17 protein-coding genes and 1 pseudogene are annotated in these 16526 nt (G+C 61.4%); 15 read left to right on the forward strand and 3 right to left on the reverse strand.

All coding sequences use genetic code 11. The features are described 5' to 3' along the window. From L9Z73_RS11875 to L9Z73_RS11895, 5 genes are all read left to right on the forward strand, one after another. Window positions 1–1024: DUF2339 domain-containing protein (locus tag L9Z73_RS11875; protein ID WP_247400525.1), on the forward strand; the 1024-nt coding region annotated here is incomplete at its 5' end. 32 nt (window positions 1025–1056) lie between these two features. Further along, entirely contained in the window at window positions 1057–2409 is a 1353-nt protein-coding gene (locus L9Z73_RS11880) for a DUF3999 domain-containing protein (protein ID WP_247400555.1), read from the forward strand. 110 nt (window positions 2410–2519) lie between these two features. Next, a complete protein-coding gene (locus L9Z73_RS11885; protein WP_247400527.1) occupies window positions 2520–3530 on the forward strand; it encodes a class 1 fructose-bisphosphatase in 1011 nt (336 codons plus the stop codon). A gap of 183 nt (window positions 3531–3713) precedes the next feature. Next, window positions 3714–3968 (forward strand): outer membrane protein assembly factor BamE, encoded by a 255-nt coding sequence (locus tag L9Z73_RS11890; RefSeq protein ID WP_247400529.1) that lies wholly within the window; start codon window positions 3714–3716, stop codon window positions 3966–3968. Between the two features lie 30 nt (window positions 3969–3998). Further along, window positions 3999–4568: a lipocalin family protein gene (locus L9Z73_RS11895; RefSeq protein ID WP_247400531.1), complete on the forward strand. Its 570-nt coding sequence runs from the start codon at window positions 3999–4001 to the stop codon at window positions 4566–4568. A gap of 115 nt (window positions 4569–4683) precedes the next feature. On the opposite strand, the gene L9Z73_RS11900 is transcribed toward L9Z73_RS11895, so the two are convergent. After that, the gene (locus tag L9Z73_RS11900; protein WP_247400533.1) at window positions 4684–6048 is read right to left on the reverse strand and encodes a formimidoylglutamate deiminase; all 1365 of its coding nucleotides are present in this window, start codon (window positions 6046–6048) and stop codon (window positions 4684–4686) included. A 78-nt stretch (window positions 6049–6126) separates the two neighbouring features. Between L9Z73_RS11900 and hutC the strand changes: the two genes are divergently transcribed. From hutC to L9Z73_RS11920, 4 genes and pseudogenes are all read left to right on the forward strand, one after another. Further along, the gene (gene hutC / locus L9Z73_RS11905; protein WP_247400535.1) at window positions 6127–6906 is read left to right on the forward strand and encodes a histidine utilization repressor; all 780 of its coding nucleotides are present in this window, start codon (window positions 6127–6129) and stop codon (window positions 6904–6906) included. After that, the gene (locus tag L9Z73_RS11910; protein ID WP_247400536.1) at window positions 6903–7463 is read left to right on the forward strand and encodes a HutD/Ves family protein; all 561 of its coding nucleotides are present in this window, start codon (window positions 6903–6905) and stop codon (window positions 7461–7463) included. Before hutC ends, L9Z73_RS11910 begins: the two co-directional genes overlap by 4 nt. A gap of 420 nt (window positions 7464–7883) precedes the next feature. Further along, a pseudogene (gene hutU, locus L9Z73_RS11915) lies at window positions 7884–8732 on the forward strand (urocanate hydratase); the annotation flags it as partial. 203 nt (window positions 8733–8935) lie between these two features. Beyond that, window positions 8936–9466, forward strand: coding sequence for a ferritin-like domain-containing protein (locus L9Z73_RS11920; protein ID WP_247400538.1), 531 nt, complete (start codon window positions 8936–8938; stop codon window positions 9464–9466). A 302-nt stretch (window positions 9467–9768) separates the two neighbouring features. Here L9Z73_RS11920 and L9Z73_RS11925 read toward each other — a convergent pair whose 3' ends face one another. Beyond that, a complete protein-coding gene (locus L9Z73_RS11925) occupies window positions 9769–11838 on the reverse strand; it encodes an AsmA family protein (RefSeq protein WP_247400540.1) in 2070 nt (689 codons plus the stop codon). A 358-nt stretch (window positions 11839–12196) separates the two neighbouring features. Here L9Z73_RS11925 and L9Z73_RS11930 point away from each other — a divergent pair, with 358 nt between their 5' ends. Further along, window positions 12197–12568 carry a hypothetical protein gene (locus L9Z73_RS11930; protein WP_247400557.1) on the forward strand — a complete coding sequence of 124 codons (372 nt, stop codon included), beginning with the start codon at window positions 12197–12199 and terminating at the stop codon, window positions 12566–12568. 160 nt (window positions 12569–12728) lie between these two features. Continuing rightward, window positions 12729–13361 (forward strand): TetR family transcriptional regulator, encoded by a 633-nt coding sequence (locus tag L9Z73_RS11935; RefSeq protein ID WP_247400542.1) that lies wholly within the window; start codon window positions 12729–12731, stop codon window positions 13359–13361. A gap of 4 nt (window positions 13362–13365) precedes the next feature. Here the strand turns inward: L9Z73_RS11935 and L9Z73_RS11940 are convergent, their stop codons facing one another. Next, window positions 13366–13872: a C40 family peptidase gene (locus L9Z73_RS11940; RefSeq protein WP_247400544.1), complete on the reverse strand. Its 507-nt coding sequence runs from the start codon at window positions 13870–13872 to the stop codon at window positions 13366–13368. 338 nt (window positions 13873–14210) lie between these two features. On the opposite strand from L9Z73_RS11940, the gene ureE reads away from it, so the two are divergent. The 4 genes from ureE to L9Z73_RS11960 form a co-directional block, all read left to right on the forward strand. After that, window positions 14211–14711: an urease accessory protein UreE gene (gene ureE, locus L9Z73_RS11945; protein ID WP_247400546.1), complete on the forward strand. Its 501-nt coding sequence runs from the start codon at window positions 14211–14213 to the stop codon at window positions 14709–14711. Continuing rightward, complete coding sequence (locus tag L9Z73_RS11950) at window positions 14708–15382, forward strand: urease accessory protein UreF (RefSeq protein WP_247400552.1); 675 nt, start codon at window positions 14708–14710, stop codon at window positions 15380–15382. Before ureE ends, L9Z73_RS11950 begins: the two co-directional genes overlap by 4 nt. 38 nt (window positions 15383–15420) lie before the next feature. Further along, complete coding sequence (ureG, locus tag L9Z73_RS11955; RefSeq protein ID WP_247400553.1) at window positions 15421–16035, forward strand: urease accessory protein UreG; 615 nt, start codon at window positions 15421–15423, stop codon at window positions 16033–16035. 22 nt (window positions 16036–16057) lie between these two features. Then, on the forward strand, window positions 16058–16526 hold a 469-nt coding region (locus L9Z73_RS11960; protein WP_247400554.1), incomplete at its 3' end, for a HupE/UreJ family protein.

Here is a 16526-nt window from a genome sequence, read left to right on the forward strand (position 1 = left end):
GCTGCAGGGCGCGTTCCTGCTGGGGATCGCAGCGGTGAGCGTGGCGATCTGGACGCTGTTCGCGGCGCGCCTGCGCTGGGCCTCGCTGGGTATGCTCTGCACCTTGCTGATGCCGGCTGCGGCTGCGGTGTTACTGGTATCCGCGCATAGCTACTATCACCCGGCGGCGCAGTTCGGCTGGCTGGCCTGGCTGGCGGTGTTCGCGGTGCATTTCATCTCGTTGCGGCGCTTGGCGGCGGTGGCTCCGGCCAACGTATTGAGCGTTGCCCACGTGTTGGGTAGCTGGATGTTGATCGGCGTCTTGGCGCTGGAGTTGCGCTACGGCCTGTTGTTGCTGTCGAGCGAATACAACGCCTGGCGCTGGCTGGGCTGGGCGATTTTGCCGAGTCTCTACCTGGTGCTGGCGGCTGCGCCACGTAGTTGGCCGTGGCCGGTGTCGGCCTATCCCAAAGAGTATCGAGTGCTGGCGGCGCTGCCGTTGGCGGTGCTGATGCTCGGCTGGTTCTGGCTGGCCAATAGTTTCAGTGACGGTACGGCCGAGCCTTTGCCGTATGTACCGCTGATTAACCCACTGGACCTGGGCCTGCTGTTTGCCCTGCTCGGTGTGTATCTGTGGTCGCGCAGTGTGGCGCCGCAGCGCGGGCCGCGTGCGCAATGGATCGCCCAGGGTGTGGCGGGGGTTTCGCTGTTTGCGTTCTTCACCGCGCTGGTGATGCGCACAGCCCACCATTGGGGTGGCGTGCCGTTCCAGTTGGACGCGTTGCTGGAGTCGATGCTGGTGCAAGCCGGCTTGTCGATCGTCTGGACCCTGATCGCCCTCGGCCTGATGATCGGCGGTCACCTGCGCCATCGTCGCGAAGTGTGGCTGATCGGCGCGGCGCTGATTGCCGTGGTGGTGGCCAAGCTGTTTTTTGTCGAGCTGAGCAATCGTGGCGGCTTGGCGCGGATCGTGTCGTTCATTGGCGTAGGCGGGCTGTTGCTGGTGGTGGGTTATTTCGCACCGCTGCCGCCCAAGCGTGCCTAACCTGTGTTGGAAACTGAAGGAGCATCCTCTTGATCGGTAAGTTGAGCGTGGCGGTAGTGGGCGTGTGTGCGACGTTGTCGGTGTGGGCCCAGGAAACACCCGCCGACTTCACCACCCAGGTGCCGCTGAGCGTCAGCGGCAACGGCCCGTGGTATCGCCTCGAATTGCCGTTGGCCGTGCAACTGAGCGCCCGCCAGGCCGACCTCAGCGATCTGCGCGTGTTCAACGCCGCCGGCGAGCCCCAGGCCTATGCGCTGTCGCGCCAGTCCGCGCAACACACCGAAAACCGTAACGTTGCCGATGTGAAGTGGTTCCCGCTGTACGCTGCCGACACCCGCGAAACCTTGCCGGCGGTGGTGATGAAGTCCAGCGCCGAAGGCACCTTGCTGGAAGTGCGCCCCTCCACAGCCTCCGCGGCCGGCCAGCAGGTGCTGCGCGGCTGGGTGCTCGACGCCAGTGCAATCAAGGCCCCGTTGCAGCAACTGAGCCTGGACTGGAGTCACGAGCAAGAAGGCTTCCAGCGGTTCAGCATTGAAGCCAGCGATGACTTGCAGCACTGGACGCCCTGGGGCGACGGGCAAGTGGCGCGCTTGTCGTTTGCCGACGAGCGCGTCGAGCAGCATGACGTCAGCCTGCCGGGGCAACCGGCGCGTTACCTGCGCCTGTTGTGGCAGGGTCAGGCAGCGCCGCTGTTGACCTCGGCCAAATTGGTCAGTGCCACCCGCAGTAGCCAGCCGACGCCATGGGTGTGGTCGCAGCCGCTTTCTGGCACGCGGCTCCAGGCGGGGGAATACACCTGGCAGTTACCGGCGGGGCTGAATGTCGAGCGCCTGCGCGTCGAATTGACACAACCCAATACGCTGGCGCCCGTGACCCTGTCGGGGCGGCGTGACAGCAAGCAAGCCTGGCAGCCGCTGAGCAACGGTTTACTGTACCGCCTGACCCAGAACGGCCAGGACGTGGTGCAGGATCAATTGCAGTTGCCGGGCCAGGCGGTCGCCGAACTCAAGTTGCAGGTGGATGAGCGCGGCGGTGGCCTGGGCGCTGCCGCGCCGACCCTGCAGGTTGCCGTGCGTGCCACGCAGTTGGTGTTCCTGGCGCGAGGTGAGCCGCCGTTCACCCTGGCACTGGGGAACGCGTCGGCCAAGGCGGCGAACCTGCCGCTGTCGACCCTGATCCCTGACTACAGCGCCGAGCGTCTTAACACCTTGGGGCAGGCGAAGGTGGCCGGGGAAGTCGCGGTCACGTCGCCTGCGCTGGTAGCTGCTGTCGACACCGAGCCGAACTGGAAAAAACTCGGGCTCTGGGCCGTATTGCTGCTCGGTGTGGCGGCGCTGGGGGCCATGGCCTACAGTTTGCTGCGCAAGCCTGCGGCGGCGCGTTAAATAAAGTCCATGAACTCTATTGGGTTTAAATCCTCTGATAGGAGGAAATACGCCCCGACTCGCGTTAAACTGCGCGGGTTTTTAGCCCCCCCCATACATCGGAGCCTTCCATGTCCCGCGTTACCCTGAGTCGCTATTTGATCGAGCAGACCCGCAGCAACAACACGCCTGCCGATCTGCGCTTCCTTATCGAAGTGGTGGCGCGTGCTTGCAAGGAAATCAGCCACGCCGTGTCCAAAGGCGCGCTGGGTGGTGTCCTGGGCAGCATGGGCACCGAAAACGTCCAAGGCGAAGTGCAGAAGAAACTCGACGTGATCTCCAACGAGATCCTGCTCGAAGCCAACGAATGGGGCGGTCACCTGGCCGGCATGGCGTCCGAAGAAATGGACAATGCCTACCAGATCCCGGGCAAATACCCGAAAGGCGCCTACCTGCTGGTGTTCGACCCACTGGACGGTTCGTCCAACATCGACATCAACGCCCCGGTCGGCACCATCTTCTCGGTACTGCGTTGCCCGAACGAACACCTGAGCCAGAACGAAGCCCTGAACGAAAAGGCCTTCCTGCAGCCGGGCACCCAGCAGGTTGCCGCCGGTTATGCGATCTACGGCCCGCAGACCATGCTGGTCCTGACCCTGGGCGACGGCGTCAAAGGCTTCACCCTGGACCGCGAAATGGGCAGTTTCGTCCTGACTCACGAAGACATCGTGATTCCTGCGGCTACCCAGGAATTTGCGATCAACATGTCCAACCAGCGCCACTGGGAAGAACCGGTCCAGCGCTACGTCAACGAGTTGATGGAAGGCGAAGACGGCCCGTTGAAGAAAAACTTCAACATGCGCTGGGTCGCGGCGATGGTTGGCGACGTACACCGCATCCTGACCCGGGGTGGCGTGTTCATGTACCCCCGTGACAGCCGCGAGCCGTCCAAGCCGGGCAAACTGCGCCTGATGTACGAAGCCAACCCGATGTCGTTCCTGGTTGAACAGGCAGGCGGTGTGTCCACCGACGGCCACCAGCGTATCCTCGACATCCAGCCCGAAGGCCTGCACCAGCGAGTGGCGGTGTTCCTGGGTTCGAAGGAAGAAGTTGAGCGTGTGACCGGCTACCACAAGCAGTAACGGTGGCAGGGCGCAAGCGCTCTCGCCGGGTTCAAGACGTGAAGTCTTGAACGATAAGAAGCCCCGAAACGTTTCAGCGTTTTCGGGGCTTTTTTGTTTTCGTTCGTCGGGAACCAGACACCTGTTTTCCCTTCTAAGTTCTGGCAGATCCCCAACCTGCTTTGTCCCTCCAGGAGTTATTCCATGTCGTTACGCCGTCTCGCTTTGCTGGCTTTTTGCGTGCTATTGGCCGCTTGCAGCAAGGTCAATCAGGAAAATTACGCGAAGCTTTCGGCTGGCATGGCCAAGACCGAAGTGGAGTCGTTGCTGGGTAAGCCGACCGATTGTTCCGGCGCGCTGGGCATGTCCAGCTGCACCTGGGGCGATAAAAACAGCTTTATCAGCGTTCAATATGCCGGTGACAAGGTTCTGATGTTTTCCGGGCAAGGCCTGAAGTAAACCGGGGCGAAAGCCTGCGGGAGAAGAAGAATGATGCGTTTTGTTTTGTTTCTTTGCGCCAGCCTGTTTTTGGCGGGCTGCGCCAGCCATTCTGGCGATGATCTGCAACCTAAGACCGCGAGTAACGTCAACCTCAAGCGTTACCAGGGCACATGGTACGAATTGGCGCGATTACCGATGTACTTCCAGCGCAACTGCGCGCAGTCCGAGGCCCGCTACACACTGCTGCCAGATGGCGATATGTCGGTGTTCAACCGCTGCCTGACGACAGAATGGAAGTGGGAAGAAGCCAAGGGCACGGCCACGCCGCAAGTGCCGGGCAAGACCGACAAGCTCTGGGTGGAATTCAATAACTGGTTTACCGCGCTGTTGCCGGGCGTCGCCAAGGGCGACTACTGGGTGCTGTACGTCAGCGATGACTACAAGACCGCCCTCGTCGGCAGCCCGAGCCGGCGCTATATGTGGATCTTGTCGCGCACGCCGACGGTCAGTGCCGACACCCGCGAAGACCTGCTGAGCAGGGCGCAGCAGCAGGGTTATGACACCACACGTTTGATCTGGCGCACGTCGGACAAACAGATGGCGAAGACCTCGCAATAATCCTGGATCAGCACAAATCCAATTGTGGGAGGGGGCTTGCTCCCGGTTGCAGTGTGTCAGTCAGCACATCTGATACTGATACATCGCTATCGGGAGCAAGCCCCCTCCCACATTTTTAACCGAGTAACTCTCTCAAAACCTGGGTGAACGCCCGGCGGCTCTCTTCTTCACCGGCATGCCGCCCGTCGCGCACAACCCACTTGCCGTTGACCATCACATCGCGCACCTGCCGATCGCCGCCGGCGAACAGCCAGCGATTGAGAATCCCGTCCGCCGTCGCCGTCGCCAGGTACGGATCGTTACCGTCCAGCACCAGCCAATCGGCGCGCTTGCCCACTGCCAGCCGACCAATCGGCTGGCCCAGCGCCTGGGCGCCGCCGTCCAGCGCGGCATCGAACAGTGTGCGGCCGACCATCGGCTGATCGTGGCGATACAGGCGATTGCGCCGCTGATCGCGCAGGCGTTGGCCGTATTCCAGCCAGCGCAGTTCTTCCACCACGCTCAGTGACACATGGCTGTCGGAACCAATGCCCATGCGCCCGCCCTGGGCGAGGAAATCCACCGCCGGAAAAATCCCGTCGCCCAGGTTGGCTTCGGTGGTCAGGCACAAACCGGCAATTGCGCCGCTGTTGGCCATGCGCGTCACTTCCGCAGGATCGGCATGGGTGGCGTGTACCAGGCACCAGCGTTCATCGACGTCGACATTGTCGTACAGCCATTGCAGCGGGCGTTTGCCGCTCCAGGCCAGGCAGTCGTCGACTTCTTTCTGTTGCTCGGCGATGTGGATATGCACCGGGCAGGCCTTGTCGCTGGCGGCCAATACTTCTTTGATCTGTTGCGGCGTGACGGCGCGCAGGGAGTGGAAACACAAGCCCAACTGCTGCGCCGGTTGTGCGGCGAGGATCGGTTTCAGGCGCGCCTGCAGGTCCAGGTAATGTTCGCTGCTGTTGATAAACCGTCGCTGGCCTTCATTGGGTGCCTGGCCACCAAACCCTGCGTGGGTGTAGAGCACCGGCAGTAACGTCAGGCCGATCCCGCTGCTGGCGGCCGCCTGGCTGATCTGCCGCGACAGTTCCGTGCGGTCGGCATAGGGCTGGCCGCTGACGTCATGGTGGACGTAATGAAACTCCGCCACCGAGGTGTAACCGGCCTTGAGCATCTCGATATACAACTGGCGCGCGATGATCTGCAGTTGCTCCGGATTGGTCTTGCCGACCATGCGGTACATCAGCTCGCGCCAGGTCCAGAAGCTGTCATTCGGGTTGCCGGCCACTTCGGCCAAGCCCGCCATGGCACGTTGGAATGCGTGGGAGTGCAGGTTCGGCATGCCCGCCAACACCGGGCCCCTGAGCCGTTCGGCGCCGTCTGCACTGGCATTGGCCGCAACGTGGGTCAGCAGGCCATCAGCGCCGACCTCAAGACGTACATCGTTGGCCCATCCATCAGGCAGCAGTGCGCGTTCGGCAAAGAAAGCGGACATGTTCAAGGCACCCCGGTCGTGTGTTTATTTGTATATACATATACAGACGTTTGCCTGCTCGGTAAACTCCGGCAATCTATGCATCTTTTTCCCCTGCAAGGATTCCCCGTGCCGACTCCGCCCGCCAAGTCTTCACTGGCTGCCCACCTGGACGAAAGTCCGGCGCCCTTGTATGCCCGCGTCAAACAGATGATCAGCCAGCAGATCCTCAGCGGCAACTGGCCGCCCCATTACCGCGTGCCGTCGGAGAGTGAACTGGTCAGCCAGCTGGGTTTCAGCCGCATGACCATCAACCGCGCCCTGCGCGAACTCACCGCCGAAGGTTTGCTGGTGCGCATGCAAGGCGTCGGCACGTTTGTCGCCGAGCCCAAGAGCCAGTCGGCGCTGTTTGAAGTCCACAACATTGCCGATGAGATCGCCTCCCGTGGTCATCGGCACACCTGCCAGGTCATCACCCTGGGCGAAGAGGCGGCCGGTTCCGAGCGCGCCGTTGCCCTGGAAATGCGCGAAGGCGGGCGGGTATTCCACTCGCTGATCGTTCACTTTGAAAACGATATTCCCGTGCAAATCGAAGACCGCTTCGTCAACGCCCTGGTCGCGCCGGAATACCTGCAGCAGGATTTCACCCAGCAAACGCCCTACGCCTATTTGAACCAGGTCGCACCGTTGACCGAGGGCGAGCACGTGGTCGAAGCGATCCTCGCCGATGCGGCCGAGTGCAAGTTGCTGCAGATCGAACCGAGCGAGCCGTGCCTGTTGATTCGTCGACGCACCTGGTCCGGTCGCCAGCCGGTGACTGCCGCGCGCCTGATCCACCCAGGTTCGCGTCATAGCCTGGAAGGACGTTTCAGTAAATGAGTGCCGTGACCGTCTGGCGCGCCGCGAATTACGTGCGCATGCCATGGAAAAACGGTGGCGGCAGCACCGAAGAAATCAGCCGCGATGGCGGCCATGGCCTGGAGGGCTTTGGCTGGCGCCTGTCGATTGCCGATATCGGCGAGTCGGGCGGGTTTTCCGCCTTCGCCGGTTACCAGCGCGTGATCACGGTGATCAACGGCGCGGGCATGGTCCTGACCGTGGACGGCGAGGAGCAGCGTGGGTTGTTGCCGCTGCAACCGTTCGCGTTCAAGGGTGACAGCCAGGTGTCGTGCCGCCTGATCAGCGGGCCGATCCGCGATTTCAACCTGATCTATTCGCCCCAGCGTTTCCAAGCGCGGTTGCAGTGGGTGGATGGGGTGCAGCGTTTTTTCAGTACGGCGCAGACTGTGTTGGTGTTCAGTGTGGCCGATGAGGTGACGGTGCTCGGTCAGGTGTTGGGTCATCATGATTGCCTGCAGGTGGACGCTAATACCGGCTTGTTGGATATCTCGGTCACGGGCCGCTGCTGCCTGATCGAACTGACTCGACTCGGTTAAAAAATGTGGGAGGGGCGGTGCGACGATTCGACTTGCCCCCGATAGCGGTGGACCAGTCAGCTTATCTGTAGCTGACCCACTGCAATCGGGGGCAAGCCCCCTCCCACATTGTTTCCCACTGTTTTTGCGATCTGTTTCCAGCACCCCGCACCACTTTGTTACCGAACGCCCCAGCGTGGCGCAAACCCGCAGCGTTGCTGTCAAACCTCCTCGCTGCAAACCGCCCTCGCAAGAAATTTCATCAAGCCTAGAAGCCTTAATTTCCAAGGCTCCCACGTGTTCGCAAAAAAAATCCCCACGACTCACTCATCAAGTTGGCCGCTCGATTGCATATGCTTGTATGTACAAGTAAAGGTGTGTGCGTAAGAGTCAACTTCGCACGCATCCAGTTCGCGCATCGATCGCTGAGGAGTTCTGGTTGTGACCGATTTTTCTAACGCTAAGCCTACAAAATACCGTGACGTCGAAATCCGCGCCGCCCGCGGTAACACGCTCACCGCCAAAAGCTGGCTGACCGAAGCGCCGCTGCGCATGCTGATGAACAACCTTGACCCGCAAGTGGCCGAAAACCCGAAAGAGCTGGTGGTGTACGGCGGCATCGGTCGTGCGGCGCGCAACTGGGAGTGCTACGACCAGATCGTCGAGAGCCTCACCCATTTGAACGACGACGAAACCCTGCTGGTGCAGTCGGGCAAACCGGTCGGCGTGTTCAAGACCCACAGCAATGCCCCGCGTGTACTGATCGCCAACTCCAACCTGGTGCCGCACTGGGCCAGTTGGGAACACTTCAACGAACTGGACGCCAAGGGCCTGGCCATGTACGGCCAGATGACCGCCGGCAGCTGGATCTACATCGGCAGCCAGGGCATCGTCCAGGGCACCTACGAAACCTTCGTCGAGGCCGGCCGCCAGCATTACGACAACAACCTCAAAGGCCGTTGGGTACTGACCGCCGGCCTCGGCGGCATGGGCGGCGCGCAACCGTTGGCCGCGACCCTGGCCGGCGCGTGCTCGCTGAACATTGAATGCCAGCAGGTCAGCATCGATTTGCGCCTGAACAGCCGCTATGTCGACGAACAAGCCAGCGACCTCGACGACGCGCTGGCGCGCATCGCCAAGTACACCCAGGAAGGCAAAGCGATCTCCATCGCCCTGCTGGGCAACGCCGCCGAAATTCTGCCGGAGCTGGTCAAGCGCGGCGTGCGCCCGGACATGGTCACCGACCAGACCAGCGCCCACGACCCCCTCAACGGTTACCTGCACCAAGGGGTAACGCGTGGCTAACGACTGCGACATGAAGCGAACGTCCTTGATCAAGAAAGGATGCGAGCAGGCTAACCCAATCCGGCGACGCGCTGATGACACCTGCCGGTAAATCCAATAAAACTTTTTGCGTTGCGCACGACTCACAACTTGGAGCGATCACGCCGGCAGAGCGTGGCGTAAAACCGGATTAGCACCAGGAGATTGAGATGACTGAAGCACACTTGACTGACGTTGCGACCCTGCGCCAACGCGCCCGCCAGAACGTCGAAAACGGCGCCGTGACCGAAGGCTACGGCGCCGACCGCGAAGAGATCATTCGCCTGCTCAACGCCTCGCTGGCCACTGAACTGGTGTGCGTGCTGCGCTACAAGCGCCACTACTTCATGGCCAGCGGCGTGAAAGCGCAGATCGCTGCGGAAGAATTCCTCGAACATGCGACCCAGGAAGCCGAACACGCCGACAAACTCGCCGAACGTATCGTGCAGTTGGGTGGCGAGCCCGAATTCAACCCGGACCTGCTGTCGAAGAACGCCCACGCGCAATACGTGGCCGGCAACAACTTGAAGGAAATGGTCTACGAAGACCTCGTCGCCGAGCGGATTGCGGTCGACAGCTATCGCGAAATCATCCAGTACATCGGTGATAAAGACCCGACCACTCGCCGCCTGTTTGAAGAAATCCTGGCTCAGGAAGAAGAGCATGCGGACGATATGGCGGATATTCTCGAAAGCCTGTAAATGACTGCGTATAAAAAAGGGGGAGCGGGTTAGCCAGCTTCCCCTTTTGACCGTCAGGTCGTCAGAAACCATGACAGGGCCATCCCCGCCATGGACGATAGTGTGAGCAGGTAGGGAAGACCACTGTCACTGTGGCGAGGGAGCTTGCTCCCGCTGGGACGCGAAGCGGCCCCAACAGAGGGGACTGCTACGCAGTCCAACGGGAGCAAGCTCCCTCGCCACGGGTTAGCGGTTGCCCGCTCTATCGCTTAACTGACTGGCATTAGCACCGAGGGTCGCCTTTTCTTACGAACTGCGCCGAGTCAGCCTTTCACAGTCTTAGGCGCCTTGCCTTCCTTCATCTGCTGCAACAACGGCGCGCACTGATTGGGCACGTCCCCGCTCGGCGCGACCAGTGCCAGCAACCCGGCGGCCGGGCCGGCGATGATCCCCAGCGCAACCATGCCGGCGCCGCGCAGTGCCAGGGGGACGGCTTTCACGCCGGCATTCGGTTTGATGAACGGACCGTTCACATACAGCGGTGAGCGCAGGGAGAACAGGCGGAAGCCTTTCGACTCCGGGGTGATGGTCAGGTCAAGCTGCTCCGAGGCCATGTTCGCCGTGCCATCGATGTAGATGATCGCGTTCTCGGTATCGAACACAAACAAGCGTGTGGTCGCGAGCCCGGTCTTGATGCCGAAGTCCGCCGCTGCGCAGTTGATCTTCACTTCCTTGTCGCCAAACAAACGCCCGACGACGTAGTTGCCCACGTTGAGCCCGACGATTTCCATCAGCCCCCGGCTGATGGCGCCGTCGTTGATCAGCATCTTCAGGTCGCCGTTGGCCGAGCCCAGCAACGCCGCCACCGAGTTGCCGCGCCCGGCAATATCCGCATCGCCATTGAGTTCGCCAAAGCTGGTTTTCATCGGTTCGAAGGTCGGGAACAACTGCTTGAGCTGGAAGTTGCGCGCGGTCAATTTGGCGCGGCCTTCCATTGGCGTGACGCGCCCGTTCAGGCGAATCTGCGCATCGAGCTTGCCGCCAGCCACGCCGAACCGCAGGGGTTGCAGGCTCAGTTCGCCGTCGGTGAGCACCAGGTGCGTGTAGAGGTCGGTGAAGGGCAAGTCGGTGCTGTGGACGATGCGTTTGCCGGTGAATTCGACGTCGGCATCCATGTCACGCCAACGCTCGGTGCGGAAGGCTTCCACCGGCAGTACTTTGGTCGCCGGCTGTTTACTCATCCCGCCCCGGGCCTTTTGCTTGGCGTTGGAATCAGCACCGATCAAGGGGGCAAGGTCGGCCATCAACAGTTGATTGGACACCAGCGTGCCGCTGAGTTTGGGGCGTGGCTGGCTGGCGACGTAGGCCAGGTTGCCGTGGATATCGCTGGCGCCGATCTTGCCGTTGAAGTTTTCGTAGCGGAACGTCGCGCCACTGGCTTGGTGCAGTTGGGCGATCAGGTGCCCGTCGGTGGAATAGGCCGGCGAGTCCGGCAGGGTGACACCGGTCAGCGGGTACAGGTTGCCCAGGCTTGCGCCTGCGAGTTTCAAGCGCAGGTCCAGGGCGCCGAGATTGAGCGGGTCGGTCAGGGTGCCGGCCAGGGCGATGCGGGTGTCGGCGATGTTCACCTGGGCTTGCAGCGGGAACGGCTTGGCCGCGTCCTGCAAAGCGAGCAGGCCGCCGATCTTGCCGCTGCCGTCGAGTTTCTGGCCGTGGTACTGGCCTTTGACCTTAAGACCGAACGCGTAGTCCTGGGGGGCCGCGCCTTTTTCCAAGACTTTTTTGGCATCGGCATCGCCGACGATTTCGCCAAACGGAATGGGTTTGCCCAGCGGGTCGATGATCACGTCCAGCTGGGTTTTGAGGGGCTGGTCGTCGAGCGTCACGTGGCCCTTGTCGAAGCCGATGGCGCCGATCTCTACCACCCAGTTGGAGGGCTCAGCGTTGGGGTCCTTGGGATCGAATGTGAATACCCAGTTGGCACGTCCATCGGCCAGGCGCTGCAACTCGGCGCTCGGCTCGGTGAGGTCGATGCGCGGGATCACCACGCGTTGCACCAGCAAGGCCAACGGCGAGATACGCAGCTCCACACGCTTGAGCGTGACCATTTGCGGTTTTTTCGACCACTCGGGGTTGCCCAGGCTCAGGTCTTCGGCGATTACATGGGGCCATGGCACCCAAGCACGCCAGCCGCCCTCGTCCAGTTCACGGCGCCACACCACCGCCAGGTTGCCATTGATGGCAAACGGGCGATGCAGCTCTTCGGAGACCTTGGCATTGAGCGGCGGTTTGATGCGGTTCCAGTCGAAGAACAGCAAAAACACCACCGCCACGACGATTGACAGAACGATGCTGGCGCAGCACCAAGCGACGATTTTACGAGTGCGCGTCATTGCACAGAACTCCTGAATACGACTGGCCGAGTCACAGCCCTTAAGACAGCTTATACAGCTAGGACTGGCAAACCACCCTGGGGTTTAACCCGATCGGTGTTTTGCCAGGAAAAACCCATTTTCCTGACCGATTCGACAGATTTTCCCTACGCCAGCGCACCATTGGTGCCCAGGTGCGTGTGGAAAATACCCAGTACGGTGCAAAACCGCGGGCTTGAGAGGTCCGACTTAGAGCCTCCTACGGGAACAATCAATTCCGTTGATTATTACCATTGCGTTTATGAACTTTTATATCGACTTATCGAGAGTAGCATTAGCCCCGTACCCACTTAATTGCCCTCCCAAGGAACAACCGATCATGAAACGCCAAGTACTCGCTACCGTGCTGCTGTCTGTCCTCGCTTCCAGTGCTTTTGCCCTGCCGGCCGCTGAACAAGCGATCCCACAAGTCAAAGCCGATGCCGTTCAGTTCAGCCAAACCCTCGCCCGTAGCGGGTCGCAAGAAGAAGAGAACCGTGACTACGCCAAAGGTGCCGTTGCTGAAAATGGTTCGGAACAAGCCAACAAACGCGCTTACGCTGAAGGCGTGACCGAAAACGGCCGCAACCGCCTGGAAGAGAAAGGTCTGGTTGAAGGTGGTGCTGAACAAGCCAACAAGCGCGCCTACACCGAAGGTGTTGCTGAAGGTGGTGCTGACCGCCTGCAAGAACTGCATCAAGCTCAGAGCTAAGCCCGTGGTGGCCTTAAAAAAAGCCCGATCCCTGGATCGGGCTTTTGACTTTTTGCAGAATGTGTCACGTATCCAAGCCGCAATCCCCCGCCAAGTTCGACGTCAATGAAGCGGTTTTGCTAGAGTGCGTCGCTGTACTTGCCGACAAAGCCCGCCTGCCATGCTGCCCCGTGCCGAACAGAAGCAACAGACCCGCCTCGCCCTGATGGACGCAGCCCGCCATCTGATGGAGTGCGGCCGTGGGTTCGGCAGCCTGAGCCTGCGCGAAGTGGCCAAGACGGCCGGGATCGTGCCCACCGGGTTCTATCGTCACTTTGCCGACATGGACCAACTGGGCCTGGTGCTGGTCAGCGAAGTCGGCCAGACCTTCCGCGCCACGATCCGCCTGGTGCGCCACAACGAATTCGTGATGGGCGGCATTATCGATGCGTCCGTGCGGATCTTCCTGGATGTGGTCTCAGCCAATCGCTCGCAATTCCTGTTCCTGGCCCGCGAACAGTACGGTGGCTGCCTCGCCGTGCGCCAAGCCATCGGCGCCTTGCGCGAAGACATCACCAGTGACCTGGCCGCCGACCTGACCTTGATGCCCAAGCTCCAGCACCTGGATGCCGACGGCCTGCACGTGATGGCCGACCTGATCGTCAAAAGTGTGTTCGCCACCCTGCCCGACATCATCGACCCGCCCGCCCACGCGCTGCCCGCCCATCTCACGCCCCAGGCGAAAATCACCCAGCAGTTGCGCTTTATCTTCATTGGCCTCAAGCACTGGCAGGGCCTCGGCAGCACCGAGTAAGCCGTCAGCCCGCCTTATGGAAACGCTTGGCGGTGGTGTAGTTCTTGTTCCAGTAGTTGTTGCCGAGCGAATCGATACGCACGTTCTTGCCGGTGCGCGGCGAATGAATGAATTTACCTTCGCCGATATACAGGCCCACATGGCTGACCTGGCCGCGCCCGTTGCCTTTGAAAAACACCGCGTCCCCCGGCTTGAGCTCGTTGCGTTTGACGGTCGCGGCCGTTGAACGGTGCATCGCCGCCGTGGTCCGCGGGATATGAATGTTGGCCTCGGTCTTGAACAGATAGACCAGGAAACTGCTGCAATCAAAACCCTGCTCGACCGAGCGGCCGCCCCATTTGTAAGGCGTACCCAGCAAGGCATGGGCGCGGTCGATCACATTCGCCACCGAAGACGATGGAACACCTTGCAACGAAGAGCCGAAGGTCGATTGGGATTTCAGGTTGGCCGAGGCCGATGAGATGACACAAGAGAGACTGAAAAGGACTAAAAAGAAAAATGACTTGAACATGATGAACATCGCTGTGGTGTTAAGACGGCGCAAATCCTAAAGAAACAGCGCGTAACTTTTTGAACGCCGAATCCGGTTACCGCGTAGGAAAAGTCCGAAAAACACCGGCGCGAAATAAATGAGAGCAAACTCATACAAACAGCACACGACATCAACGCAAAACGCCCAGATTCAGTGCCGCCCACCAAGCTGACGCACCAAGTTGACGCAGACCGCAAATTGGCTGACGCCCTATTCGGTGGCACGGCCTGTTTGCCTACAGGGAATTCCTACTCCCACACGTGATTGGCAAGCCCCTTGCTCTAGCTCTCTTATCGCTCATAGCTGGAAGCCTTCTGATGCTGGTGATCCACCGCCGAATCGCCCCGCAAGCCCTCTGGGCCGCCGAGTTGCTGCTGAACTTCGAAGCACGCAGCAAAAGCCGCCTGCGCTGTTTCAGTGCCGACGGCGAAGACGTCGGCCTGTTCCTGGAGCGTGGCCAGCCGCCGCTGCACGATGGCGAGTTCCTACAGGCTGAAGACGGACGTGTCGTGCGTGTCTGCGCGCGCCCTGAACAATTGCTGCACGTCACCTGCCGCAACGCATTTGAACTGACCCGCGCCGCGTATCACCTGGGCAATCGCCATGTAGCCTTGCAAGTGGGCGACGGCTGGCTGCGCCTGCTGGATGATTACGTGCTCAAGGCCATGCTTGAACAGTTGGGCGCGCAGACCGAAAGCCTCGAAGCGCCGTTCCAACCGGAACACGGGGCCTACGGCGGCGGGCACCATCATTCACGTCATGGCGATGAAGATTTCAACTACCCGCCGAAGCTGCATCAATTCGGCGTGCGTTTATGAACCCAGCCTGGGCGCTGCTGCGTCTGGCCAGTCCGCAATTGCCGATTGGCGGCTACAGCTATTCCCAGGGCCTGGAAATGGCCGTGGAGAATGGCCGCGTCAAGGACGCGGCCGGCGCCCGCCGCTGGATCAGCGACCAGTTGCTGCTCAACCTCGCCCGTTTCGAAGCGCCACTGTTGCTCGCGCATTGCCGCGCCGCCGTGGCCGGCGATTGGGCGCAACTGGCGCAACGGTGCGAAGAACACCGCGCCAGTCGCGAGACCCGCGAGCTGTATCAGGAGAGCCGGCAGATGGGGTACTCCCTGCAGCAACTGCTCAACGGCCTGCCGGAACTGGACGACGCGGCTCGAGGTTTTCTCGCACAACACGCCGAGCCACATCTGGCGTTGGGCTGGGCCCTGGCCGCACGCGCCTGGGGCATCAGCCCGGATGACGCCCTCGCCGCCTGGCTGTGGAGCTGGCTGGAAAACCAACTGGCCGTGCTGATGAAAACCCTGCCCCTCGGCCAACAAGCCGCGCAGCGCCTGACCAGTGAACTGCTGCCCCTGCTGCAACACGCCCAACAGGACGCCGGCCGCATCGATCCCAACCATTTGGGCAGCGCCGCGTTCGGCCTGTCCCTGGCGTGCATGGCCCACGAGCGCCAGTACAGCCGACTGTTCCGTTCATAGACGCGTTTACTTTGGCGCCTTTTATTTTGGAGAAGCACATGAACACACAACCTTTGCGTGTCGGCATCGGCGGCCCGGTGGGCTCCGGCAAGACGGCCCTGACCCTGGCCCTGTGCCTGGCCTTGCGCGATCGCTACAACCTGGCGGTGGTCACCAACGACATCTATACCCGCGAAGACGCCAACTTCCTGGTGCGCAACCAGGCCCTCGCGCCCGAACGCATCATCGGCGTGGAAACCGGCGGCTGCCCGCACACGGCGATCCGTGAAGACGCCTCGATCAACCTGGAAGCGGTGGACCAACTCAACCGACGCTTTCCCGGCCTGGACCTGATCCTGGTCGAGTCGGGCGGCGATAACCTGTCGGCGACGTTCAGCCCGGAACTGTCGGACCTGACCATCTATGTGATCGATGTGTCGGCCGGCGACAAGCTGCCGCGCAAAGGCGGTCCGGGTATCTGCAAATCCGACCTGCTGGTGATCAACAAGATCGACCTGGCGCCCCTGGTCGGTGCCTCGCTGGAGCTGATGAACAGCGACACCCAACGCATGCGCAACGGTAAACCCTTTGTGTTCAGCAACCAGAAAACCGGCGTCGGCCTGGATGAGATCGTCGCCTTCATCGAACGCCAGGGCCTGCTGACCGCGGCCTGATCAACCCATAAGGAAGCTGTCCATGAACCTGAAAAAACTCTTCGCCGCCGCCAGCCTGCTGCTCGCCCCAGCCCTGGCCTTCGCTCACCCGGGTCACGGTGACAACGGCCTGGTGGCGGGTATCAGCCATCCATTGGGTGGTCTCGACCATTTGCTGGCCATGGTGGCGGTCGGTTTGTGGGCCGCCCAGCAAAAAGGCGCGGCACGTTGGGCGCTGCCCTGCACCTTCGTCGGCACTATGCTGCTGGGCGGCTTATTGGGCTTTGAGGGCCTGGCGTTGCCGGCGCTGGAAAGCGGGATTGCCGCTTCGGTGCTGGCTCTGGGCCTGGCCGTTGCGCTGGCGGTGCGGCCGCCATTGTTCATGGCGCTGGGTGCCACGGCGTTGTTCGCGCTGTTCCACGGCGTGGCCCATGGTTTGGAACTGCCGGACATGTCCAGCCCTTGGGCGTATGCCGCCGGATTTGTCGGCGCGACCGCGGTGTTGCACGCTG

Origin of the sequence: Pseudomonas emilianonis, from assembly GCF_023072625.1 — a bacterium.
GTDB lineage: Bacteria > Pseudomonadota > Gammaproteobacteria > Pseudomonadales > Pseudomonadaceae > Aquipseudomonas > Aquipseudomonas paraveronii.